This is a genomic window from Mesorhizobium sp. WSM4976 (assembly GCF_029625685.1).
GTDB lineage: Bacteria > Pseudomonadota > Alphaproteobacteria > Rhizobiales > Rhizobiaceae > Mesorhizobium.
This window is the reverse complement of the sequence record NZ_JARTVT010000016.1, coordinates 83,981-106,108: the sequence shown is the minus strand read 5'-3', so window position 1 is coordinate 106,108 and position 22,128 is coordinate 83,981. Positions and strand designations below refer to the sequence as shown.

General features: G+C 64.6%; 23 protein-coding genes. All 23 read left to right on the top strand.

The annotated features are described in order from the left end of the window. Positions 1-2: 2 nt before the first annotated feature. Entirely contained in the window at positions 3-1,406 is a 1,404-nt protein-coding gene (gene fliI, locus P9272_RS20265) for a flagellar protein export ATPase FliI (protein WP_278161912.1), read from the top strand. Then, on the top strand, positions 1,387-2,175 hold the full coding sequence (locus tag P9272_RS20260; protein WP_278161911.1) for a hypothetical protein: 789 nt from the start codon (positions 1,387-1,389) through the stop codon (positions 2,173-2,175). The genes fliI and P9272_RS20260 overlap by 20 nt, the downstream gene beginning before the upstream one ends. Positions 2,176-2,263: 88 nt before the next feature. Further along, the gene (gene flgB / locus P9272_RS20255; protein WP_278161910.1) at positions 2,264-2,644 is read left to right on the top strand and encodes a flagellar basal body rod protein FlgB; all 381 of its coding nucleotides are present in this window, start codon (positions 2,264-2,266) and stop codon (positions 2,642-2,644) included. 2 nt (positions 2,645-2,646) lie between these two features. Next, on the top strand, positions 2,647-3,063 hold the full coding sequence (gene flgC / locus P9272_RS20250) for a flagellar basal body rod protein FlgC (protein WP_042640471.1): 417 nt from the start codon (positions 2,647-2,649) through the stop codon (positions 3,061-3,063). Continuing rightward, on the top strand, positions 3,063-3,392 hold the full coding sequence (locus P9272_RS20245) for a flagellar hook-basal body complex protein FliE (RefSeq protein ID WP_278161909.1): 330 nt from the start codon (positions 3,063-3,065) through the stop codon (positions 3,390-3,392). Before flgC ends, P9272_RS20245 begins: the two co-directional genes overlap by 1 nt. A 10-nt stretch (positions 3,393-3,402) precedes the next feature. After that, positions 3,403-4,191: a flagellar basal-body rod protein FlgG gene (flgG, locus tag P9272_RS20240; RefSeq protein ID WP_112126591.1), complete on the top strand. Its 789-nt coding sequence runs from the start codon at positions 3,403-3,405 to the stop codon at positions 4,189-4,191. Positions 4,192-4,197: 6 nt separating this feature from the next. Further along, on the top strand, positions 4,198-4,719 hold the full coding sequence (gene flgA, locus P9272_RS20235; RefSeq protein ID WP_278161908.1) for a flagellar basal body P-ring formation chaperone FlgA: 522 nt from the start codon (positions 4,198-4,200) through the stop codon (positions 4,717-4,719). 149 nt (positions 4,720-4,868) lie between these two features. Continuing rightward, positions 4,869-5,957, top strand: a complete 1,089-nt coding sequence (locus tag P9272_RS20230; protein WP_278161962.1) for a flagellar basal body P-ring protein FlgI — start codon at positions 4,869-4,871, stop codon at positions 5,955-5,957. Between the two features lie 8 nt (positions 5,958-5,965). Next, positions 5,966-6,586, top strand: a complete 621-nt coding sequence (locus tag P9272_RS20225) for a MotE family protein (RefSeq protein WP_278161907.1) — start codon at positions 5,966-5,968, stop codon at positions 6,584-6,586. Further along, the gene (flgH, locus tag P9272_RS20220; RefSeq protein ID WP_278161906.1) at positions 6,583-7,281 is read left to right on the top strand and encodes a flagellar basal body L-ring protein FlgH; all 699 of its coding nucleotides are present in this window, start codon (positions 6,583-6,585) and stop codon (positions 7,279-7,281) included. Before P9272_RS20225 ends, flgH begins: the two co-directional genes overlap by 4 nt. An 18-nt stretch (positions 7,282-7,299) precedes the next feature. After that, a complete protein-coding gene (locus P9272_RS20215; protein ID WP_278161905.1) occupies positions 7,300-7,794 on the top strand; it encodes a flagellar basal body-associated FliL family protein in 495 nt (164 codons plus the stop codon). Then, positions 7,791-8,522 (top strand): flagellar type III secretion system pore protein FliP, encoded by a 732-nt coding sequence (gene fliP, locus P9272_RS20210; protein WP_140632294.1) that lies wholly within the window; start codon positions 7,791-7,793, stop codon positions 8,520-8,522. Before P9272_RS20215 ends, fliP begins: the two co-directional genes overlap by 4 nt. A 214-nt stretch (positions 8,523-8,736) precedes the next feature. Further along, on the top strand, positions 8,737-9,732 hold the full coding sequence (locus tag P9272_RS20205) for a flagellin (protein WP_128256016.1): 996 nt from the start codon (positions 8,737-8,739) through the stop codon (positions 9,730-9,732). 255 nt (positions 9,733-9,987) lie between these two features. Beyond that, positions 9,988-11,058 carry a flagellin gene (locus P9272_RS20200; protein WP_278161904.1) on the top strand — a complete coding sequence of 357 codons (1,071 nt, stop codon included), beginning with the start codon at positions 9,988-9,990 and terminating at the stop codon, positions 11,056-11,058. A gap of 173 nt (positions 11,059-11,231) precedes the next feature. Further along, on the top strand, positions 11,232-12,890 hold the full coding sequence (gene fliF, locus P9272_RS20195) for a flagellar basal-body MS-ring/collar protein FliF (RefSeq protein WP_128256018.1): 1,659 nt from the start codon (positions 11,232-11,234) through the stop codon (positions 12,888-12,890). Between the two features lie 3 nt (positions 12,891-12,893). Further along, positions 12,894-13,529, top strand: a complete 636-nt coding sequence (locus P9272_RS20190) for a hypothetical protein (protein ID WP_128256019.1) — start codon at positions 12,894-12,896, stop codon at positions 13,527-13,529. After that, entirely contained in the window at positions 13,526-14,944 is a 1,419-nt protein-coding gene (locus P9272_RS20185) for a MotB family protein (RefSeq protein WP_278161903.1), read from the top strand. The genes P9272_RS20190 and P9272_RS20185 overlap by 4 nt, the downstream gene beginning before the upstream one ends. Beyond that, the gene (locus tag P9272_RS20180) at positions 14,941-16,398 is read left to right on the top strand and encodes a chemotaxis protein MotC (RefSeq protein WP_278161902.1); all 1,458 of its coding nucleotides are present in this window, start codon (positions 14,941-14,943) and stop codon (positions 16,396-16,398) included. Before P9272_RS20185 ends, P9272_RS20180 begins: the two co-directional genes overlap by 4 nt. After that, complete coding sequence (locus P9272_RS20175) at positions 16,395-17,759, top strand: flagellar hook-length control protein FliK (protein ID WP_278161901.1); 1,365 nt, start codon at positions 16,395-16,397, stop codon at positions 17,757-17,759. Before P9272_RS20180 ends, P9272_RS20175 begins: the two co-directional genes overlap by 4 nt. Then, positions 17,689-18,279, top strand: a complete 591-nt coding sequence (locus P9272_RS20170; protein ID WP_278161900.1) for a transglycosylase SLT domain-containing protein — start codon at positions 17,689-17,691, stop codon at positions 18,277-18,279. The genes P9272_RS20175 and P9272_RS20170 overlap by 71 nt, the downstream gene beginning before the upstream one ends. Before the next feature lie 221 nt (positions 18,280-18,500). After that, positions 18,501-19,169: a response regulator transcription factor gene (locus P9272_RS20165; RefSeq protein ID WP_278161899.1), complete on the top strand. Its 669-nt coding sequence runs from the start codon at positions 18,501-18,503 to the stop codon at positions 19,167-19,169. 215 nt (positions 19,170-19,384) lie between these two features. After that, positions 19,385-20,641, top strand: a complete 1,257-nt coding sequence (locus P9272_RS20160) for a flagellar hook protein FlgE (protein WP_278161898.1) — start codon at positions 19,385-19,387, stop codon at positions 20,639-20,641. Between the two features lie 30 nt (positions 20,642-20,671). Next, the gene (gene flgK / locus P9272_RS20155) at positions 20,672-22,126 is read left to right on the top strand and encodes a flagellar hook-associated protein FlgK (RefSeq protein WP_278161897.1); all 1,455 of its coding nucleotides are present in this window, start codon (positions 20,672-20,674) and stop codon (positions 22,124-22,126) included. The last annotated feature ends 2 nt before the right edge of the window (positions 22,127-22,128 follow it).

Below are 22,128 nucleotides of genomic sequence, written 5' to 3'. Positions count from 1 at the left end.
GCATGACGACCGGCTCGTCCCTGTTGCGCGCTTCCGAGAGCCCGGCCGATTCTGGAAGGACGGACCGGCTGGCCGCGCTCGAACGCGTGTGGCGCCGATTCGACGATCCGCAGGCGCTGCTGTCGCGCGGCGGCCGCGTCGTCGAGATATCGCCCACGCATTACAAGGTCCGCGGCCTGTCCGGAATCGCCAGGCTCGGCGACATCGTGGAGCAGCGCGGCAAGGCCGGCGCGCGACGCGGCGAGATCGTCAAGATCAGCAGTGACGAGGTCGTGATCGCGCCTTTCGAGCGCAGCGCCGATGCCGGTATCGGCGACGCCGTCTTTCGCCGCGGCCCGCTTGCGGTCACGCCGCATGTCTCCTGGCGCGGGCGCGCCATCGACGCCTTGACCCGGCCCATTGACGGGAGACCTGCGCTGATCCGGCCGAATGCCGATGTCACGCATGGAGCGGCGCCGGGTGCCTTGTCGCGCCAGCGCGTCGGCACCGGCTTTCTCACCGGCGTCAGGGTGATCGATATCTTCACCCCGCTCTGCTTCGGCCAGCGGCTCGGCATCTTCGCCGGTTCCGGCGTCGGCAAGTCGACGCTGCTTGCCATGCTCGCCGGCGCCGAGGCCTTCGATACGGTGGTCGTGGCGCTGATCGGCGAGCGCGGCCGCGAGGTGCGCGAGTTCCTCGAGGACACGATCGGCGCCGAGAGCATGGCCAAGACCGTCGCCGTCGTCGCCACCAGCGACGAAAGCGCCATGATGCGGCGCCGCGCGCCCGATACGGCCATGTGCGTCGCCGAGCATTTCCGCGATCAGGGCCATCGCGTGCTCCTGGTGCTGGATTCCATCACCCGCTTCGCGCATGCGTTGCGTGAGGTTGCGACGGGAACCGGCGAGCCGCCTGTCGCGCGCGGCTATCCGGCCTCGGTCTTCACCGACCTGCCAAAGCTGCTCGAACGTGCCGGCCCCGGCGCCGAGGGAAAAGGCTCGATCACCGCCATCATTTCCGTGCTGGTCGACGGCGACGACCACAACGACCCGGTCGCCGACTCGGTGCGCGGCATCCTCGACGGCCATGTCGTGCTCGACCGCGCCCTTGCCGAGCAGGGCCGCTACCCGCCGGTCAATCCGCTGTCGTCCATCTCGCGCCTTGCCGACAAGGCCTGGAGCCCGGAACAGCGCGTGCTGGTGACGAGGCTGAAATCGATGATCGCGCGCTTCGAGGATACGCGCGACATCCGTCTTTTGGGCGCTTACCAAAGCGGCGCCGATACCGAGCTCGACAATGCGGTGCGCCAAGTGCCGCTGATTTATGAGGCACTCACGCAATCGCCGAGGGACCGCGCATCCGTCGATCCGTTTGCCGATCTCGCCCGCCATCTCAAGGGGAAGCTGAATGGCGATCAAGGAGACTGAGCTCCAGTACACGGAGCGCATGTTGCGCGACATGCTCGCAGAGGCCGAGGCGGCGGAAAGGGCCGAGGCTGAAAAGGCGAGTATTGCCAGGGACAAGGCCGCGCGCTCCAGGACAGAGAAGGCAACGGCGCTCCTAAGCAGAGCCGACAGGCCTCATCCACGGAGGACATCGCCGGCCAAGACCGCCGACCCGGCAGAGGCCAGCCGCGATTCGTTGCTCGAGGGGCTTTTCCCCCGGACCGAGTGGCCGGACCCGCCGAAGGTCCAGTTCCCCCGTCTGGCTGACAGGAGCGCCGACCGACGCAGCGACTTCGTCATCGCCGCGCTGGGCATCACGCTCGGCCTGATCTGCGCGCTGTTTCCCTGGTACATCTTCTTCAACCAGGAGCAGTTCGGCGTCCAGGCCATCAAGTTCGGCGGCAGCGGCAGCAATTCCGGTCGCGAGGGCGGCGGCGTTGTGGCTCAACGCAGCGGACCGCTGACGGCCAAGGACGTTCCCAATCCCGATATCGACTTGTTCGCGACCGGAACCGTGCAGGACGACCCCGCCCCGCCGCCCGCCGACCAGCCCTTCCCGGCCGTCGCCTCCGAATTCAAGATGGTTCATGTCGCCAACGGCCGCGCCATGATCGAGGACGACACGGGTCTGTGGGTCGTTCAGCGCGGCTCCGTCCTGCCGGATTCGAGTCGCGTCGCCTCAATCGAGCAGCGCGGCGGCAAGTGGGTGATCGTCACCAGCACAGACAAGGTGATCCAGCTCTCGAAGTAACCTAGCCGGGCCGTACCGCCCAGCCCCCGCGCAAGGTCCGCGCAAGACTGGCCGCCTAGTCTTGCGCGTACTTGTCCGGGAGATTCCCATGGAGCCCGTAAATCTTTTCGATCTTGCCACGCGCCAGTCGCAATGGCTGGCCGTGCGCCAGTCGGCGATTGCCTCCAACATCGCCAATGCCAACACGCCGGGCTATACGGCCAACGATGTCGAGCCGTTCGAAAAGGTCCTCGACCGCACCGCGGTGACCCTGGCTGCAACTCAGACGGGCCATCTTGGCACTGAGACCACCAATGCCGGCTTCAACGTCAAGCCGGAGGATCCTGACGGCGCGATCATGCCGTCGAAGAACACCGTCGTTCTCGAGCAGGAGCTGATGAAGGCCGGCGAGGTTCGCCGCTCCTTCGAACTCAACACGGCGATCGTGAAGGCCTTCCATTCGATGATGACCATGGTGGTGAAGAGCTGACCATGGATGCCCTCACAGCAGCCCTCAAAGTCGCGGCATCCGGCCTCGGTGCTCAGTCGGAGCGCCTGCGCGTGGTCTCGGAAAACCTCGCCAACGCCCAGTCGACCGGCAGCACGCCCGGCGCCGATCCCTATCGCCGCAAGACGATTACCTTCCAGTCCGAGGTCGACCGCGCGACCGGCGGCTCGCTGGTGGAAGTGAGCGGCATCAATCGCGATCCTTCGGATTTCCCGATCGAATTCCAACCCGGCAACGAAGCCGCCGACGCCAAAGGGTACGTCAAGATGCCCAACGTCAACACATTGGTCGAAATGGCCGACATGAGCGAGGCGAACCGCTCCTATGAAGCCAACCTGCAGGTCATCAAGCAGGCTCGCGATCTGATTTCCATGACCATCGACCTGATGAGGAACCAGTAATGATCGGCGGTATCGGGGCAATACAATTCAAGACGGCCGTCGACGGAGCTGAGTCGGCGTCACCAAACCTCTTGCAAGGCGGCGTCGGAACGCAGGCCAGCGAAAGCATCGGCAGCAGCTTCGCGGACGTCCTCAGCCAGGCCGCGACGAAGACCGTCAACACGCTGCAGGGTGCCGAGCAGCTGTCGATACAGGCGCTCAAGGGCGACGCCGACACCCGTCAGGTTGTCGATGCGGTGTTGAGCGCCCAGCAGGCGCTGCAGACGACCATTGCCATCCGCGACAAGGTCGTCTCGGCTTACCTCGAAATCAGTCGCATGAGTATCTAGGAACCGCGTCATGAAAGCACTCGCCATCGCCGCCACCGGCATGAATGCCCAGCAGACCAACCTGGAAGTCATCGCCAACAACATCGCCAACATCAACACCACCGGCTACAAGCGGGCGCGGGCCGAATTCTCCGACCTGCTCTACCAGGTCGACCGCACGCAAGGCGTGCCCAACCGTTCCAACACCTCGCTGGTGCCGGAAGGCGTTTCGATCGGTCTTGGCGTCAAGACGACGGCGGTGCGCAACGTTCACACCCAGGGCGAGCTGGCCAGCACCGGCAACAGCTTCGACCTGGCCCTGACTGGCAGGGGCTGGTTCCAGATCCAGGGCGCCGACGGTGGCACGCTCTACTCGCGCGCCGGCGCCTTCAACACCAACGCCACCGGGCAACTGGTGACCGTCGACGGCGCCGAGGTCATTCCGGCCATCACCGTGCCGACCGACGCCGTCGAAGTGATCGTCAACAAGACCGGCCAGGTCTTTGCCCGTCTCCAGGGCCAGACCAATCTCCAGCTGCTTGGCCAGCTTCAGATCGCCAATTTCGCCAACGAGGCGGGCCTCGCGCCGCTCGGCGACAATCTCTTCCAGGAAACGGCCGCCTCGGGTCCGGCCAATGTCGGCGTGCCAGGCGATCCGGGCTTCGCCACGATCCAGCAGGGTTACCTCGAATCCTCCAATGTCGATCCGGTCAAGGAAATTACCGAGCTGATCTCGGCGCAGCGCGCCTATGAAATGAACTCCAAGGTCATCCAGGCCGCAGACGACATGGCCTCGGTGGTCTCCAAGAACATCAGGTAACGGATGATGGCCGGGCCGATCTTCCCCGCACTCCGCTGCGCCATGCTGGCCACCGTCCTGGTGGCCGCCGGCGCGCCGGCATTCGCGCAGGACACCACCGGCCAGTCGGCGAATCAGATCGCCGCCGCTCAGGCGGTCGGCGAGGCCGTGCTGATCCCCAACCGGGTCATCTATCCCGGTGAGACCATCGAGCCCGCCTCGCTCAAGCAGGTGACGCTCATACCCGGCAAGCATAAGCCGGACGGCATGGCGACGCGCTCTGAGGAGCTCCAGGGCAAGGTCGCCAAGCGCACGCTTCTGCCCGGCCGCTATATCCCGGTCACCGCTATCCGCGACGCCTGGCTGGTCGAACAGGGCGCTTCCGTGCAGGTCTATTTCACCGCCGGCGCGCTGACCATTTCGGCCGCCTGCGTCACGCTGCAGCCAGGCGCTGCCGGCGACCAGATCAAGATCCGCAACATCGACAGCGGCAAGATCATCACCGGCACGGTGATGGCCGACGGCACCATCCAGGTCGGCGCCTCATGATGCGCGCCTTTGTCCTTCTGCTCGCGGCTGCCATCGGCATTCAGCCGGCATTGGCGGATGGCCTGACGCCCAAGGCCAAGCGCGAGCTGGCGCAGAAAAATGGCGGCGTTTACGACGATCCGGAATATGATCCGGCGACGACCCAGCGCATGTTCCGCGTTTCCACCGGACCAAGCACCCTGCCGCCCGGCCAGGTCGCCGCGCGCATCAAGGACATCGCACAGCTGCAAAGCGCGCGCGACAACCAGCTCGTCGGCTACGGCCTGGTCATCGGCCTTGCCGGCACCGGCGACAGCCTGCGCAATTCGCCGTTCACCGAACAGTCGATCCGCGCCATGCTGGAAAATCTCGGGATCGCCACCGAAGGCGGCAGCGCGCGCGCCAAGAACGTGGCCGCCGTCATCGTCACCGCCAACATGCCGCCCTTCGTCCAGTCGGGCGCCCGCATCGACATCGACGTGTCCTCAATGGGCGACGCCACGTCGCTTGCCGGCGGCACTCTGGTGATGACGCCGCTGAAGGCGGCCGATGGCGAGATCTACGCCGTTGGCCAGGGTTCCGTGATTGTCGGCGGCTTCACCGCCAAGGGTCAGGCCGAGGAACTCACTCAGGGCGTGCCGACCGCCGGCCGCGTGCCCAACGGCGCCATTGTCGAGCGCGCGGTGCCGGCCGAGTTCGACGACCAGGGCGTGCTGACGCTGCAATTGCGCAACCCCGATTTCTCGACCGCCATCCGCATCGCCGATGCCGTCAACGACTACACCTCGCAGCGCTTCGGCATGCGGGTCGCCGCCGAGCGCGATGCCCGAACGGTGCAGATCAAGCGGCCGAGCAATGTCTCCACCGCGCGCTTCTATGCCGAGATCGAGAACCTCGTCGTCGAGTCGGATGCCCCTGCCCGCGTCGTCATCGACGAGCGCACCGGAACCATCGTCATCGGCAACAATGTCAGAATCTCGCGCGTGGCGATCAGCCACGGCACGCTTACCGTACGCATCACCGAAGCGCCTAGGGTCGTTCAGCCCGAACCCTTCTCCAGGGGTGAGACCGCGGTAGAACCGTCCACAGCTATCGATGCGAGCCGGCCCAATGCGCGCGTCGCCGTGCTCGACGGCCCCGATCTCGAAACGCTTGTCTCCGGCCTCAACCGTCTCGGCGTGAAACCCGACGGCATCATTGCCATCCTGCAAGGCATCAAGTCGGCCGGCGCCCTGCAGGCCGACCTGGTTCTCCAATAGGCACATCGATGATCGCGCTCCTCTCCCCAACACTCCATCGTCGCCCAACGCTTCACCCCGTGACCGGACTCCTCGCCGTTGGCGCGATCGTCGCGTTGGCGGGCGGCGCGGTCCGCGCGGATGAAGTGCGCCAGGTATTGCCCGGCGGTCAGGCGCCGGCTCAGCCGGCCCAGCTCGCGCAGGAGACGGCGTTGGCCCTGCCAACCGGACTTGCAGGCGGACGAGCGCCTGACGAAAGCGAGGTGCAGCGCTTCTGCTCCAACATCGCGGATGCCGCACGCGACCGCCGCTACGCCCTGCAGACGGAGGAATTGAAGCAGCTGCAGGCCCGTATCGACGAGCGCATGAAAGCGCTGGAGGCAAAGAAAGCCGAATATGAAGAGTGGCTGAAGCGCCGCGAAGTGTTCCTGGCGCGCGCCGAGGATGGCGTCGTCAAGATCTATGCCGGCATGAAGCCGGACGCCGCCGCCGAGCGGCTGGCGATGGTCAATGCCGAGCTCGCGGCGGCCATCTTGATGAAGCTCGATACGCGCAAGGCCGGCGTCATCCTGAATGAAATGGACCAGAAGGCGGCGGCGACGCTCACCGGCATCATGGCCAGCGCGGCGCGAAGGGTTGACCCGTCATGAAGTTGAAGTTCTTTGTCCTCGTCGCGGTTGCGGGGTTGTCCGGCTGCGGCACCAATTTCAAGGAGATCGGCCGGGAGCCTGCTATGTCACCCGTCGGTTCCGGTATCGGTGCCTCCGGTCCTTACAGCTATCCTGAGCCGCCAGCGCCGCGGCCGAGGAAATTTTCGCTGTGGGACGACCGCCAGAGCCGACTCTTCACCGATCCGCGCGCGCTGCGCGCCGGCGACATCCTAACCGTCAACATCAAGCTCAACGACAGGGCCAATTTCAAGAACCAGAACGATCGCAGCCGCACCGCCGCGCGCAAGCTCGGCTATGACGTCACACTCGGATGGGACGGCAAGAGTACCAGCGGCAAGGGCGACGCCGGTTTGAGCTCCAGCACCGAGACCAATGCCGACGGCGAGATCAAGCGTTCGGAGGACATCGAGCTCAACGTCGCCGCCGTAGTGACGGAGGTGCTGCCCAACGGCAATCTGCTGATCAGGGGCTCGCAGGAGGTCCGCGTCAATTACGAGCTTCGCGTGCTGACCATCGCCGGCATGGTTCGTCCGTCCGACATCGGCGCCGAGAACACCATCCCCTACGAGCGCATCGCCGAGGCGCGCATCTCCTATGGCGGCCGTGGCCGCGTGAGCGAGGTCCAACAGCCGGCCTATGGCCAGCAGGTCCTCGATCAGGTTCTTCCTTTCTAGAGCCGGGAGAGCGCTGCCGTGGCCAATGTCGAGCAGGTCCAGCCCAAGAAGGGACCGTCCCTGGTGATCCAGCTCGCCATGCTCCTGGTCATGACGGGCGCTGCCATCGGCATGGGCTGGGTTTCTGGGGGCTATCTCAAGCAGGGTGAAACGCCGGCGCCGGTACCCGCGGCGCCAGAGAACGCCGGCAAAGCGGAAAAGCCCGGCGAAGCAGGCAAGGCGGGCGCCGGACCGACGCTGGTTCAGCTGGCGCCGATTACCACCAATCTCGCCTCGCCATCGGACGTCTGGATCCGGCTGGAGGCATCGGTGCTCTATGACGCCCCGCAGGCGCCGGAAGTGACCGAGCAGATCCATCAGGATTTGCTCGCCTTCGTGCGCACGATCAAGCTGCATCAGATCGAAGGCGCCAGCGGCTACCAGCATCTCAAGGCCGATCTCGATGAGCGCGCGGCGCTGCGCAGCGGCGGCCACGTCAAACAGATTCTCGTCAGGACGATGCTGCTCGAATGAGAAAGTTGCTCATAGCCACGGCGCTCATCGTCGTCACCACCTCCGTCGCCGCGGCCCAGCAGCTCGATCTCGGCGGTATCGGCAAGGCCGACGGCACGACCGTTGGCTACCTGATCCAGATGTTCGGCCTGCTGACCGTGCTTTCGGTGGCGCCGGGCCTGCTCATCATGGTGACGAGCTTCACCCGCTTCGTCATCGCCTTCTCGATCCTGCGGGCCGGCATCGGCCTGCAGTCGACGCCCGCAAACCTGATCCTGATCTCGCTGTCGCTGTTCATGACCTTCTACGTCATGGCGCCGACCTTCGACCAGGCCTGGAACACCGGCGTGAAGCCGCTGATGGACAACCAGATCACACAAGGCGAGGCGTTCGAGAAGATTTCCGGCCCGTTTCGCGACTTCATGTTGCACAATGTGCGCGACAAGGACTTCGACCTTTTCGCCGACCTCGCCCGCGAGCGCGGCCAGACTGTCTCGCGCGAGACCGTCGACCTGCGCATCCTGGTGCCGGCCTTCATGATCTCAGAAATCCGCCGCGGCTTCGAGATCGGCTTTCTCATCGTCCTGCCGTTCCTCGTCATCGACCTCATCGTCGCCACCGTGACCATGGCCATGGGCATGATGATGCTGCCGCCGACGGTGGTGTCGCTGCCGTTCAAGATTCTGTTCTTCGTGCTGATCGACGGCTGGAACCTTCTGGTCGGCAGCCTGGTGCGATCCTTCACCTGAAGTCGCAGATGCCGGCGCCGGATACCCGCTCCAATTTTAGGCAATATATTTTCGATTAACCCTGCGATTTAGCTCTTTGGTAGGGACTGGCCCGCATATTGCTCGCAGATGGCGGGTGATCGGATTTCACAGATCATTGGCATGATGCCGCACCGTCATACCGGACATGCCGGTATGTCAAAAAAATCCGTGTAAAAAATAGGGTACGAGTACCATGGCCAGTATCATGACCAACAGCGCTGCGTTGACCGCGCTGCAGAGCCTCAACAACACCCAGAACCAGCTCCAGACCACCCAGACCCGCATCTCCACCGGTTACCGCGTCTCGCAGGCTTCCGACAACGCCGCTTACTGGTCGATCGCCACCACGATGCGCTCCGACAACCAGGCCATGTCCACCGTTTCGGATGCTCTCGGCCTCGGCGCCTCGAAGGTCGACACCGCCTACACCGGCATGGACAGCGCGATCAAGACCATCAACCAGATCCAGCAGAAGCTGACCGCGTCCTACGGCCAGACGGATGCTTCCAAGGAAAAGACCCAGGTTGAAATCAAGGCGCTTCAAGACCAGCTGAAGGCCTATGCCGACGGCGCCACCTTCTCCGGCACCAACATGCTGTCGGTCAACAGCGGCGCCACCGCCACGAGCGCCGCCGACGTCAAGATAGTCTCGGCCTTCAACCGCGACGCTTCGGGCGCGGTTTCGATCTCGACGATCGACGTCAACGTGGACAGCATCAAGCTGTATGAGGCCGGCACCGCGGCGGGCGTGTCGAAGGGCATCCTCGACGCCGACCGCGTCGGTGCGACCGGCGCTGTCACCGCTACCGCGCAAAACCCGACCCTTGGTGCGGCAGCCGCGGCGGGCGACACCTATTCGGTCGCCACGATGACGATCTTCTCCGGCACCACCGCTGCCAGCGATACCCAGATCGCCGACATGATGAAGGTCGTCGACTCGGCTCTGAAGGACATGACGACCGCCGCGACCAAGCTCGGCGCCGCCAAGAGCTCGATCGACCTGCAGAAGACCTTCACCTCGAGCCTGATGGACTCCATCGATCGCGGCGTCGGCCAGCTCGTCGATGCCGACATGAACAAGGAATCGACCCGCCTCCAGGCCCTGCAGGTGCAGCAGCAGCTTGGCGTCCAGGCGCTGTCGATCGCCAACGGCTCGTCGCAGTCGATCCTGTCGCTCTTCCGCGGCTGATCGCTTTATACTGACCAGGACAAGGCATCGGGCCGCGCAAAACGCGCGGCCCGATTTGCGTTTGCTCAAGGCTCGCGCAACCCTCGTTTCCTAATTCCTCCGAAGCCGGTTTTTAACAGGCCATTAACCATATCGCGCTAGGTATGGTTAACCAATGACTTAGATTGCCGTATCGGCCTAATCTGGCACGATCGCGATCAATGGCAGGTCAAGCCTGGCCTGTGGCATGCCGGCTTTTGAGAAGGAGCGAGTTTCTTGGCAAGCATCATGACGAACGCCGCGGCGTTGACTGCACTTCAAAGCCTCAACGCCACCAACAAATCGCTCCAGCAGACGCAAGCCCGGATCTCGACGGGTTACCGCGTCTCCGAGGCCTCCGACAACGCCGCGTACTGGTCGATCGCCACCACGATGCGCTCCGACAACTCGGCGCTGTCGACCGTGCAGGACGCGCTCGGCCTCGGCGCCTCGAAGGTCGACACCGCCTATACCGGCATGAACAACGTCCTTTCGACGATCGGCCAGATCAAGACCAAGCTTCTGTCGGCTGTCGGCCAGTCGGATGCCAACAAAGCCAAGACGCAGACCGAAATCACCTCGCTGCAAGCGCAGATGAAATCCTTCGCCGACGCCGCCACCTTCTCCGGCTCGAATTATCTTTCGGTGACGTCCACACAGGTGGCAGCCCCCAATGACGGCGTCCAGCCGGACGCCAAGATCGTCTCTTCGTTCAACCGCTCTTCGTCCGGCGCCATCTCGCTCGGCACCATCGACATCAATGTCGAGAGCACCAAGCTGTTCGATTCCGGCCTCTCCACGGCCGTCAAGAATCAGGGCATTCTCGATCGTCAGACCTCGATCTATTCGACCGCCGCGGACCAGTCGGCGTACGATACCGCCTACGCGGCCGCGATCGCCGGCGGCGCCACCGACATCGCCGCCAACACCGCCGGCCAGGCCGCGGTGTCGGGCACGCCCGTCAAGATCGACAATGTCTCCGCGTTCAATCTCGACATCACGGCAGCTGGCGTGACCGACGACATCATCACGCAGATGGTCACCAAGATCGACCACGTGATGAGTCAGCTTACTGACGCCGCCACCGTGCTCGGGGCCGCCAAAAGCTCCATCGACCTGCAGAAGACCTTCACGCAGAGCCTGATGGACTCCATCGATCGCGGCGTGGGCCAGCTCGTCGATGCCGACATGAACAAGGAATCGACCCGCCTGCAGGCGCTGCAGGTCCAGCAGCAGCTCGGCATCCAGTCCCTGTCTATCGCCAACAGCTCCTCGCAGTCGATCCTGTCGCTGTTCAAGAACGGCTAAGCCAACCCACCCCGATCAACGAAAGGCCGCGCTTCGGGCGCGGCCTTTTTTGTTGGTCCGAAAAACCCGCCGGTTCGGTAATTCTCTGGTTCCTCGGCAGCGTGCCCTATCATCCTCGCACAAGCTTCACGGTCTAGTCTTCCGGCGACAGTCGTGCTGGGAGCCGTTGAATCGTGCCGGAACAGATCCAGAGCATCATCGCGAATTTCAAGAGCTTCGGCGTGAGGCGTCTGGCGCTCATGGGCGGCATCGCGGCCCTGGTCATGGCCGTCATCGGCATCGGCTCTGTCTACCTCAATCGCCCGGCCTATGAGACCCTCTATGTCGGCCTCGATCGTTCCGACGTGAACCAGATCGGCCTGGTGCTGGCTGATGCCGGCATCGGCTTCGATGTCGGCTCGGACGGCACCTCGGTGCTGGTGCCTGCCGGCACCACCGCGCAGGCGCGCATGCTGCTTGCCGAGAAAGGCCTGCCGACCAGCGCCAATGCCGGCTACGAGCTGTTTGACAATGTCGGCTCGCTCGGCCTGACCTCCTTTATGCAGCAGATCACCCGTGTGCGCGCGCTGGAAGGTGAGATCGCGCGCACTATCCAGTCCATTTCCGGCGTCAAGGCGGCGCGCGTCCATATCGTCATGTCCGAGCGCGCCAATTTCCGTCGCGACGAGCAGCAGCCTTCCGCTTCGGTGGTGATCCGCTACGCCGGCAACGATGCCGAGAAGAGCGCCATGTCGATCCGTCATCTGGTGGCGGCGGCGGTTCCCGGCCTCTCGGCCGACAAGGTCACCGTGCTCGATTCCAACGGCAATCTGCTGGCCACCGGCGACGATCCTTCCAACACCAGCGCCGCACGCACGCTGGGCGTCGAACAAACGGTGGAGGCGCAGATCGGCGACAACATCCGCCGCGCGCTCACCCCTTATCTTGGCCCAGACAATTTCCGCGCCAGTGTCAAGGCCGATGTCAACACCGACACACGCCAGACCGAGGAGACGATCTTCGATCCGAACTCGCGCGTCGAGCGTTCGGTGCAGTCGGTGAAGACCAACGAGGCCAGCAACCAGAAACAAACCTCGGCCCCGGCCAGCGTTGAGCAGAACCTGCCCGAGACGCAGACGAGCACCACCGAGGGGCCGCAATCATCCTCGCAGAACGATCGCAAGGAGGAGATCACCAATTACGAGATCAACTCGAAGAAGATCGCAACCGTCTCCAACGGCTACACGGTCAACAAGATGTCGATCGCGGTCGTCGTCAACCAGGATCGGCTGAAGACCATCCTCGGCAAGGACGCCACGCCGGAGCAGATCGCCAAGCGCGTCGCCGATATCCAGAAGATGGTGGCCTCGGCGACCGGCTTCGACGACAAGCGCGGCGACGTCATCGATGTGTCGGCGGTCGAGTTCATCAACGGCCTCGACGGTGAGCCGATCGAACAGCCGGGCATCCTCGCCTCGATCGGCACCTATACCGGCACGCTCATCAATGCCGGTGCCTTCATTGTCGTCGTTTTCCTGGTTGCCTTCTTCGGCCTGAAGCCGATGGCCGCCGCGCTGACGGCATCGGCAAAGCCCGCGGCCATCGCCGGCCCGAGCTTCGACGATGTGCAACGCTCGCTGCCGACGCCCGACGCGCCGGTCGCCGCGATCACCGCCGAGACCCCGGCCGGCCCCCTGCCCGGCGCGCGCGCCGGCGCAACCCCGCTCGATGATCTGCGCCAGAAGATCCGGCCGGCGCCGCAGGAGCGGCTTGCCCGCATGGTCGACCTCAATGAGGAGCGCACCGCGCAGATTCTGCGCAAATGGGCTGCCGCTCCGGAAGCCGTGGGTTAGGCTATGGCCTCGGCAGCTCTCTTCGATCTCCTACCCGATTTCGGCTCCCTGGCCCCGCGTACCGACCAGGCGGCGACCCTGCGCGACGCCGCACATATGCCGGCCGCTCCGGCCCCGCCCGCGCCACAGGCCGACATCGGCGTACTGATCGCCGAGGCGGTGGCCGATGCCGAGGCCGCGCTCGAGTCACGGCTTGCGGTCGCCCATCAGGCCGCGCTCGAAGCCGAGCGACAGGCCAGCGACGATGCCGCGAGAGCCTTTCTTGAAAGCTTCGGCGGCGACCTCGGCGCTGCTATAGCCGCGCGGATCGAGGCTATGGAGCAGCGCGTTGCCGAGCTTGCCGGCTCGACTGTTGCCCGCATCATCGGCGGCCTTCTCAACGACGACCTGCAGGAACGTTCGCTGCAGGCCCTTTCACGCGCCATCGGCGCCGCCGTCGCCGACAACGAAGCCGTCCGGATCGGTGTTCGGGGACCGCTTTCGCTGTTCGAGCCCCTGAAGGCGGCGCTTGGATCGCGCGCCGCCAATCTCGACTTCACCGAGGCGCCGGGCTTCGACCTGACCGTCAGCATCGACGAAACGGTGTTCGAGACGCGTATCGCCGAGTGGTCTGCGTCCTTGTCCGAGGTTCTGTCATGAGCGCCATAGATCATGCCGAACCCCGGCACGAGATCATCATCGTCAAGCGCAATCACAACGGCCATGACGATGATCACCATGGTGGTGTGTGGAAGATCGCCTTCGCCGACTTCATGACGGCGATGATGTGCTTCTTCCTCGTCATGTGGCTGATCAACGCCGCCAACGAGCAGACCAAGGCAGCCGTCGCCAGCTATTTCAATCCGGTCGAGCTGATCGACCGCAATTCCAGCCGCAAGGGCCTCGAAGACCTCGGCGACGGCCCGAGCAAGGTGGGATTGACCGCGGACAATCCGCAGCAGGGCGCTACCAAGGCGGGCGAGGACGGCAAGGGCGGCGCCGGCTCGTCCGAACGCCGGCAGACGAAGGACGGCGCGCAGGATGCCCAGCTGTCCGATGAAAAGCTGTTTGCGGATCCCTATGCGGTGCTGGCGGAGATCGCCGCCGATACGGGGGTGCTGCAGAACGTCAGCGCCAAGGGCGAAGGCGGCGCCCAGACGGCCGGCCCGGCGACCGGCGCCTCCGGCGGCGAATCCTATCGCGACCCCTTCGCGCCTGATTTCTGGTCGCAGCAGGTGGCAGCGCCTGGCGCCGAGGCCACCGCCGAACGCGCCAAGATCGAGGGCGACCCGGCCAAGCCGGGCGAGAAGGTCGCAACGGTCACGGCGCCGAAGGCGAAGGCCGTTCCTGGCGCGCCTCCGCTCACGGCTGCACCGCTGGAGCCGCTGGCAACCCAGGAGAAGGCAGACACCAGGAGCGGGCAAGAAGTCGCGCAGTCCGAGGCCGAGAAGCCGTCGGGTGAAGGCAATAAGACCGAGAAAGCACAAGGCGGGAAAGCCGGCGCTGACAAGCGCGAGGCCATGTCCGGCGACGTCAAGGTCGGTGCGGCGAAGGCGGAAAGAACCGAACAGGGCCAAGCAGCCGACAAGGGCGACAAGGCGCCGAGTAAAGCCGCCCTCCAGCAAGCCGCGGACATCAAGAAGGAGCTCGCCAAGGCATTCCTGCCGGGCGAAAAGCTCGCCGACGGCGTCTCGGTCGAGGCCACCGACAAGGGCGTTGTCATTTCGATCACCGATCAGCTCGATTTCGGCATGTTCGAGATCGGCTCGGCCATGCCCCGCCGCGAGCTGGTGCTGGCGATGGAAAAGATCGGCCGCATCATCAACGAGAAGAAGGGCACCATCACCATCAGCGGCCACACGGACGCGCGGCCGTTCCACAGCGACACCTACGACAACTGGCGGCTGTCCACCGCGCGTGCCCATGCGGCCTACTACATGCTGGTGCGCGGCGGCCTCGACGAAAGCCGCATCACCGAGGTCGCGGGCTTCGCCGACCGGCAGCCCAAGATCGCCTCCGATCCGATGGCGGCCGTGAACCGCCGCATCGAAATCCTGATGACGGCCGGCGGATGAAAGGCAGGAGCGTCATCGGCGGCGCGATCGCGCTGCTATTGCTTGCAACGGGGGCGACATCGGCGGCCTTCGCGCAGGACGCGCTGCAGCCCTATCAGCTGGTGCGTTCGCTGCAGCTGATCCAGGACCGCATTGCCGGCGGCGATCATGCCGCGCTGCCAATGCAGGCGAAGCTCCTCGAAATGATCGACGCCCGGATGCGCGACGCCAATGCCGAGGATTTCAAGGAGCCGAAGAATTTCCGCGCCTTGCTGGTCTACGGCATGAGCGGCGGCAATCCGGTGACGGTCGCGACGGCGGCTTCGCGCGCGATGACCGATCCGCAAAGCCTCGCCATAGCCAAGGGCGTGGTCGCCTATCTGAACGGCCGGCCGGCCGAGGCGATCGACATGCTCAAGCCGATCGATCCGATGAGCGTGCCCGCCGACATCGGCGCCTTTCTGGCGCTGGTCAAGGGTTCGCTGCTCGCGGCCGATGATCCTGCTCAGGGGCTCGCCCTGCTGGACGAGGCGCGCCTGCTCAGCCCCGGCACGCTGGTCGAGGAGGCCGCGCTTCGCCGCTCCGTGGGCATCGCAGCCGCGCAGGGCGACGCCGCCCGTTTCGCGCTGGCTTCGACCCAATATGTCGCGTCGTATCTCTACTCACCCTATGCCAGCCAGTTCGCGGACGCGTTTGTTTCCGGCGTCATCACGCTACATATGGCCATTAGCCAGGACAAGATCGCCGACATCACCTCGATGATGGATCCCGAGCGCGAGAAGGTGATCTATCTGCGCATCGCGCGCCGCGCCGCGATCGACGGGATGACGGAGCTCTCGGCTTTTGCCGCGGCTAAGGCGGAACTGGACCGCAACGGCAGCAGCCAGGACGACCCGCGCACCCAGCTCTATTCCAGCCTTTCCACAATGACATCGGCCAGCGTCGACGAGGTGCGCTCCAAGCTTGGAAAGATCGATCGCGGCAAGCTTTCGCAAAACGACCGTGATCTGCTTGACGCCGCCCAGGCCGTGGCGGGCGAAGTGGTGGCGCCAGTAAAGACACCCGCCAAGGCGGAAGCCGCGCCGGCCGCATCAAAGGGAGACGGGGCGAAGGAAGCGGTCGAGGCCTCGGCCGATCCGGCCAATGCGGATCTGCCTCCGGTGGAAGGGGCGATGCCCGATCAGCCAGCGGTCGCGTCAAGCGGTCCGCCGGTACCGGCAAGCAATCCGCCAGTGGCGTCGGGCGATCCGGTGAAGGACACTCCACCCGCAGCTTCGCCCCCGTCTGCCCAGCCACTGGCGCGAACAACGGCCGAAACGCCGGCCGGCGCTCCGATGCAAGCTGACGCCGCGCCCGTGGTTCAGGCCTCCGCGCCGGGGACTTCGAATGCGCAAGACCCCATCGACGCGGCGGTAGCCAGCGCGCGCCGCCAACTCGACCAGATCGACCAACTCCTCGGAGCGGCCCCTAAATGACCAGCGTCAACCAGACCCTGCTGGGCTTCGCTTCGACCCAGCCCCGGCAGCACGCCGCCGGCGGCAAGGACAAGGATCAGAGTTTCGGCGAGATTGTGCAGGGGGCCGAGAAGCCTGATCGGCCGCAGGACAGGCACTCGGCCGGGCCGGTATTGCCGGACGCGCGTCTCGCAAAGCGCTCGCCGGCCGACAACGGCAAGCAGGAGCCGGACCAAGATACGCAAGGCAAAACCGGCGCGCAGAAAGCCGCGGCAAAGTCCACGAGGCCCAACGCCGCCCGCGCCGATGAAGCGAAGCCGACGACCGACAAAGGTGCCACGGCGCAAGCGATCGATTCCGGACCGCTGCAGGACCGCTTGCCGTTGCTGATGGCGTTGAGCGACATGAAGCACTTCGCGCAATCGCCGGGCGCTGGCGGGAACGACTCGGCTGCCGGTGGAGACGGCGCCGGCGAGCACGAAGCGCTGGAGCTGCAACTGCGCGCGGGCAAGCGCGCGATGGCCGGCAATTCCGCCGAGCCGCTGTCGCGGTCCGCTCGTTCGACGGCGACGAAAGAGTTCGGGCCAGACTTCGGGCAGAAGCCGGTGAAAGCGGATATGGCTCTCGACATGCCCGACCGCAGCGAAACCAAGATCTTGCCGACGCAAGGGAACGAACCGCGGGCCGATAGCCCTGTGCCCCCGCACGGCTGGCGACCGGCTTCGACGTCCAAGGCGTCGCAACAATCGCAGCCGGCCGCACAGCAGACCGCGACCAAGCCGTCTTCTTCTGCCGAGCGCATAGACATCGTCAGCCAGCAAAGCTTCCCGGCCCCGGCGCAAAACCCGATCGGCCAGACCGCATCGGCGCTGGTTGAGGCGCTTGTCTCCGACAACGGCGTTCAGCAGGCTTTCGCAAGCGCCTCGGCAGGCTCCCAGAGGACCAATTCTGTTGCTGTTCCGACACATGTGCTGAAGATCGAGCTCCACCCTTCGGAGCTCGGATCGGTCACCGCCAGCCTGCGGCTCTCGGGCGAGCAACTTTCGATTGAGATGAAGCCCGAAACCCACGAGGCATATCGCCGTCTCACCACCGACAGCGACGCCATTGTGAAGTCGATGCGCAGCCTCGGCTTCGATGTCGACAAGGTCACTATTCTGCAACCTTCGATAGCAACACATGCGGCGAGCCGCGTCGACGCCAACAGCGCCATGCCCATGTCGACAGGTCGCGACCAGCCCTCGTTCCAGCCTGGGAACTCGGGAGGCAACGGCGCGGGCGGCGACCGGCAACCGGGAAGGAAGGACAGCAATGGCGCACAGGAATTCGCTCGCCCGGCTTCGCCTCTTCGCGAGGGCGCTGGCGACGATATGTATATCTAGCTTAGCGGCAGGCGCTGCCAACGCCGCCACAAATCCGTGCGAGCCGGAGATCCTGCGCGCCGCGGATCGGTACGGCGTGCCGGCTGGCATTCTCTATGCGGTCGGCTTGACAGAGACAGGAAAGAAAGGCAGCCTTCAGCCTAATGCGTTGAATATAGAGGGAAAAGCAGTTTTCCCGCGCAGTCGGGATGAAGCGCTCTCCACCTTCGAGAATGCCCGCCGCGAAGGCAAGACCTTGATTGACCTCGGCTGCATGCAGATCAACCAGTACTATCATGGCGATCATTTCCGCAGCGTCGGGGACATGCTCGACCCGCATCAGAATGTCGACTATGCCGCACGCTTCCTGGCAGCCTTGCACGCCCGGCACATGACCTGGTCGATGGCCGTCGCCCGCTACCATGCCGGCCCTGACAACGACCCGGCGCAGAAGGTCTATGTCTGCCGCGTCATCGCCAACATGGTCGCCACCGGCTTCGGCAAGTGGACGCCGAACGCCAGCGCATTCTGCAATCAATAGTTGCTTTCTCCTGAGTACCGATGGGCCCCGCAGGCCTGCACGCCGGCGCAAATATTCATTCGCGAACAGCTGGCACCTACACACCTGCGCAATCGCTTTTATTACGGCTCCCAAAAAAACTCCCAAGAAAATAGCTACAAGAAATGATGGTTTTTCAGGATTCGTCGACCCGGCTACCCCTTTCCGTACGGGGCAAGTGAATTGATTCGGAGGGCGGGCCGATGATCGTGATCGTTGACGAGCGAGAGCTCGTGACAGAGGGGTACTCGTCACTTTTCGATCGCGAAGGGGTGGCCACGGCCGGCTTCGCGCCAGGCGAATTCGGCGAGTGGGTAAGCTCCGCCGCCGACACCGATCTCAGATCCGTCAGGGCCTTTCTTATCGGCGACTGCCGCGAAGGCGCGATATCGCCGCGCCAGATCCGCGACCGGACCGGCGCGCCGGTCATCGCGCTCAGCGAACACCATTCGCTCGAACATACGCTGCGGCTGTTCGAAAGCGGCGTCGACGACGTCGTCCGCAAGCCTGTCCATATCCGCGAGATCCTTGCCCGCATCACCGCCATCCGACGCCGAGGCTCCGAAGAGGCCGCCTACACCGAGGTCGGCTCGATGCGCATCTTCATGGATGGCCGCGATCCGGAGATCGACGGCGAGCCGCTGCCGCTGCCGCGGCGCGAGCGGCGCATCCTGGAATATCTGGCCAGCAACCGCGGCCGGCGCGTGACCAAGACGCAGGTCTTCAACGCCATCTACGGCATCTTCGACGACGAGGTCGAGGAGAACGTGGTGGAGAGCCACATCTCGAAGCTGCGCAAGAAGCTGCGCGAGAAGCTCGGCCACGACCCGATCGATTCCAAGCGGTTTCTCGGCTACCGGCTGGTGTTTTGATGGACGCCCTAGAGCATGATCCCGAACCGAAGGTCAGCGAAAGCAAAAAGTGGAAAACGGTTTTCGGACAAAGATCATGCTCCAGCAAAGAGTTTGGGGCGCGATGGCGATTCAACGAAACGCCATCACGCACAAGGCACATCCCGCGCCAGCCTCGCGCAAGACACGAGGCATAGTTTTATGGCCTCCTACCCAGGCACTGCGGAGATCAATCGATGAGCCTCTATGGAATGATGCGGACCGGCGTTTCCGGTATGAACGCGCAGGCCAACCGATTGTCCACGGTGGCTGACAACATCGCCAACTCCGACACCACCGGCTACAAGCGCTCCTCGGCCGAGTTCTCGTCACTGATCATGCCCGGCACCGGCGGCGCCTATAATTCCGGCGGCGTGACGACTGCGATCCGCTCCGCCATCAGCACGCAGGGCGTCATGACCTACACCACCTCGGTGTCGGATCTTGCCGTCAACGGCGACGGCTTCTTCGTGGTGCAGGATGCCAGCGGCACGCCTTACCTGACCCGCGCCGGGTCCTTCGTCCCGGACGCGCAGGGCCGATTGGTCAACGCCGCAGGCTACCAGCTCATGGCCTACAGCTACGCCAATGGCGACCCTGCAGCGACCGCCAACGGCTTCGAAGGGCTCGTGCCGGTACAGATTTCCGACCAGGAGATGACGGCGACGCCGAGCACGGACGGAATCTTCAGCGGCAACCTGCCGGCCGGCGCTACTCCGGTCGCGGCCGGCAGCCTGCCCTCCACCAACAGCGCGACCGCCCAATACACGTCGAAAACCTCGCTGGTCGCCTACGACAATCTCGGCAACAAGAAGCTGCTCGACGTCTACTTCACCAACACCGGCGCCGGCACCTGGGAGGTCTCGGTCTTTGATCAGTCGAAGGCGACGCCGGGCACCTCATTCCCCTATACGGGCGGCGCGCTGGGTACGGCCAACCTCACCTTCGACACCACCACCGGCAAGCTCACCGGCGCGACCTCGGGCGTCTCCTTCACCGTTCCGGGCGGCCAGACCCTCAACCTCGATCTCTCCAAGCTGACCCAGCTCGGCACCGGCTTCACCGTCGCCGATGCCAAGGTCAACGGCAACGCGCCGAGCTCCATCCAGAAGGTGCAGATCGGCCAGGACGGCGTCATCTACGCGCAGTTCGCGGACGGCTCGACCAAGGCGCTTTACAAGATCCCGCTTGCCGACGTTCAGAGCCCCGACAACCTCACCGCCATGCCCGGCAACGTCTATGTGCAGAGCACCGATTCCGGCGCGGTCCATATCGGATTTGCCAACGAGGGCAAGCTCGGCTCCATCGTCTCCGGAGCGCTTGAAAATTCCAACGTCGATATCGCCGAGGAATTGACCAACATGATCGCGGCGCAGCGCAGCTACACCGCCAATTCCAAGGTCTTCCAGACCGGCTCGGACCTGATGGACGTCCTCGTCAACCTGAAGAGATAAACGACGGGCGCCGCCCCGTGAAAGATCAGCATGTCGCTTTCCTCCGCACTAAGCATTGCCCAGTCGGCGCTTCTGGCCACGTCCAAGCAGACCAGCGTCGTATCGCGCAATGTGGCCGATGCGTCGAACCCGGACTATACCCGTCGCATCGCCGTGGTGACCAGCACGGCGCCCGGCGCCAGAATGGTGGAAATCCAGCGTACCGCGAATGACCTTCTGTTCCGGCAGAACCTTTCGGCACTGTCGGCATGGAGCGGCCAGAGCGCGCTCTACGACGGCATGGATCAGCTCGATCTGTCGGTCAACGGGGTCGACAATGGGTCATCGCCCTCGACGGCAATCGCCAACCTGCAGAAAGCCCTGCAGCTCTACGCCACCACGCCGTCGAACCAGAACCTCGGCACCGGCGTCGTCGACGCCGCCAAGCAGGTGGTGAATTCGCTGAACAGCGGCACCAAGGCGATCCAGGATTTCCGCACCCAGGCGGACAGCCAGATCGCCACGGCCGTCAACGACCTCAACTCGCTGCTCAGCCAGTTCCAGGACGCCAACAAGGCCGTCATCTCCGGCACCCGCTCGGGCACCGATGTATCCGACGCGCTCGACCAGCGCGACGCGCTTTTGAAGAAGATATCGGAATATGTCCCGGTCTCGACATTCACGCGCGGCGACAACGACATGGTCATCACCACCAAGGACGGCTCGACGTTGTTCGAGACCGTGCCGCGCTCGGTGACCTTCACGCCATCGTCCGGCTATTCGGCCGGCACGCCCGGCAACACGATCTACATCGACAACGTGCCGGTTTCCGCGGGCACCGGCGACAACACCACCGCCGACGGCAAGCTGGCGGGCCTGTTGAAGCTGCGCGACGGTGTCGCCTCGACCATGCAGAGCCAGCTCGACGAAATCGCGCGTGGCCTGATCACGGCGTTTGCCGAGACTGCGCCGTCGCAGCCCAATGCGACCGGCCTGTTCACATGGTCCGGCGCGCCGGCGATTCCGGCGGCCGGCACCCTGGTCGACGGCCTCGCCGGGTCGATCAGCGTCAACGCCGCCTTCGATCCGAGCGCCGGCGGCAATCCCGCGCTGCTGCGCGACGGCGGCGCCAATGGCGTGGCCTATGTCGCCAACACCAGCGGCGGCGCATCCTATGCGGACCTGCTGATCGGTTACGGCAACAAGCTGGATCAGCCCATGGCCTTCGATACTTCCACCGGCATTGCCGTCAGCTCTGGCGTCTCCGACTATGCGGCCAACGCCATCGGGTGGTTCGAAGGCGTGCGCCAGCAGGCCTCGACCAATGCCGACAGCAAACAGGCGCTGGCCGCACGCACGGCCGAGGCGCTGTCGAATGACACCGGGGTCAATGTCGACCAGGAGATGTCCCTGCTTCTCGACCTCGAGCACACCTATCAGGCATCGGCGCATATGATGAAAACGGTAGGCGACATGCTGGATTCCCTGTTGGCGGCGGTGGGATAATT

What these genes read in the sequence shown, in the direction of transcription:
- flgC (WP_042640471.1), top strand. Translation starts at nt 2,647, where the DNA reads ATGGATGCCCTCACAGCAGCCCTCAAAGTCGCGGCATCCGGCCTCGGT.
- P9272_RS20165 (WP_278161899.1), top strand. Translation starts at nt 18,501, where the DNA reads ATGATCGTGATCGTTGACGAGCGAGAGCTCGTGACAGAGGGGTACTCG.
- fliI (WP_278161912.1), top strand. Translation starts at nt 3, where the DNA reads ATGACGACCGGCTCGTCCCTGTTGCGCGCTTCCGAGAGCCCGGCCGAT.
- P9272_RS20230 (WP_278161962.1), top strand. Translation starts at nt 4,869, where the DNA reads ATGTTCCGCGTTTCCACCGGACCAAGCACCCTGCCGCCCGGCCAGGTC.
- P9272_RS20205 (WP_128256016.1), top strand. Translation starts at nt 8,737, where the DNA reads ATGGCCAGTATCATGACCAACAGCGCTGCGTTGACCGCGCTGCAGAGC.
- P9272_RS20185 (WP_278161903.1), top strand. Translation starts at nt 13,526, where the DNA reads ATGAGCGCCATAGATCATGCCGAACCCCGGCACGAGATCATCATCGTC.
- P9272_RS20175 (WP_278161901.1), top strand. Translation starts at nt 16,395, where the DNA reads ATGACCAGCGTCAACCAGACCCTGCTGGGCTTCGCTTCGACCCAGCCC.
- P9272_RS20260 (WP_278161911.1), top strand. Translation starts at nt 1,387, where the DNA reads ATGGCGATCAAGGAGACTGAGCTCCAGTACACGGAGCGCATGTTGCGC.
- flgK (WP_278161897.1), top strand. Translation starts at nt 20,672, where the DNA reads ATGTCGCTTTCCTCCGCACTAAGCATTGCCCAGTCGGCGCTTCTGGCC.
- P9272_RS20225 (WP_278161907.1), top strand. Translation starts at nt 5,966, where the DNA reads ATGATCGCGCTCCTCTCCCCAACACTCCATCGTCGCCCAACGCTTCAC.
- P9272_RS20190 (WP_128256019.1), top strand. Translation starts at nt 12,894, where the DNA reads ATGGCCTCGGCAGCTCTCTTCGATCTCCTACCCGATTTCGGCTCCCTG.
- P9272_RS20245 (WP_278161909.1), top strand. Translation starts at nt 3,063, where the DNA reads ATGATCGGCGGTATCGGGGCAATACAATTCAAGACGGCCGTCGACGGA.
- flgG (WP_112126591.1), top strand. Translation starts at nt 3,403, where the DNA reads ATGAAAGCACTCGCCATCGCCGCCACCGGCATGAATGCCCAGCAGACC.
- P9272_RS20180 (WP_278161902.1), top strand. Translation starts at nt 14,941, where the DNA reads ATGAAAGGCAGGAGCGTCATCGGCGGCGCGATCGCGCTGCTATTGCTT.
- P9272_RS20170 (WP_278161900.1), top strand. Translation starts at nt 17,689, where the DNA reads ATGGCGCACAGGAATTCGCTCGCCCGGCTTCGCCTCTTCGCGAGGGCG.
- fliP (WP_140632294.1), top strand. Translation starts at nt 7,791, where the DNA reads ATGAGAAAGTTGCTCATAGCCACGGCGCTCATCGTCGTCACCACCTCC.
- flgB (WP_278161910.1), top strand. Translation starts at nt 2,264, where the DNA reads ATGGAGCCCGTAAATCTTTTCGATCTTGCCACGCGCCAGTCGCAATGG.
- flgA (WP_278161908.1), top strand. Translation starts at nt 4,198, where the DNA reads ATGGCCGGGCCGATCTTCCCCGCACTCCGCTGCGCCATGCTGGCCACC.
- P9272_RS20160 (WP_278161898.1), top strand. Translation starts at nt 19,385, where the DNA reads ATGAGCCTCTATGGAATGATGCGGACCGGCGTTTCCGGTATGAACGCG.
- flgH (WP_278161906.1), top strand. Translation starts at nt 6,583, where the DNA reads ATGAAGTTGAAGTTCTTTGTCCTCGTCGCGGTTGCGGGGTTGTCCGGC.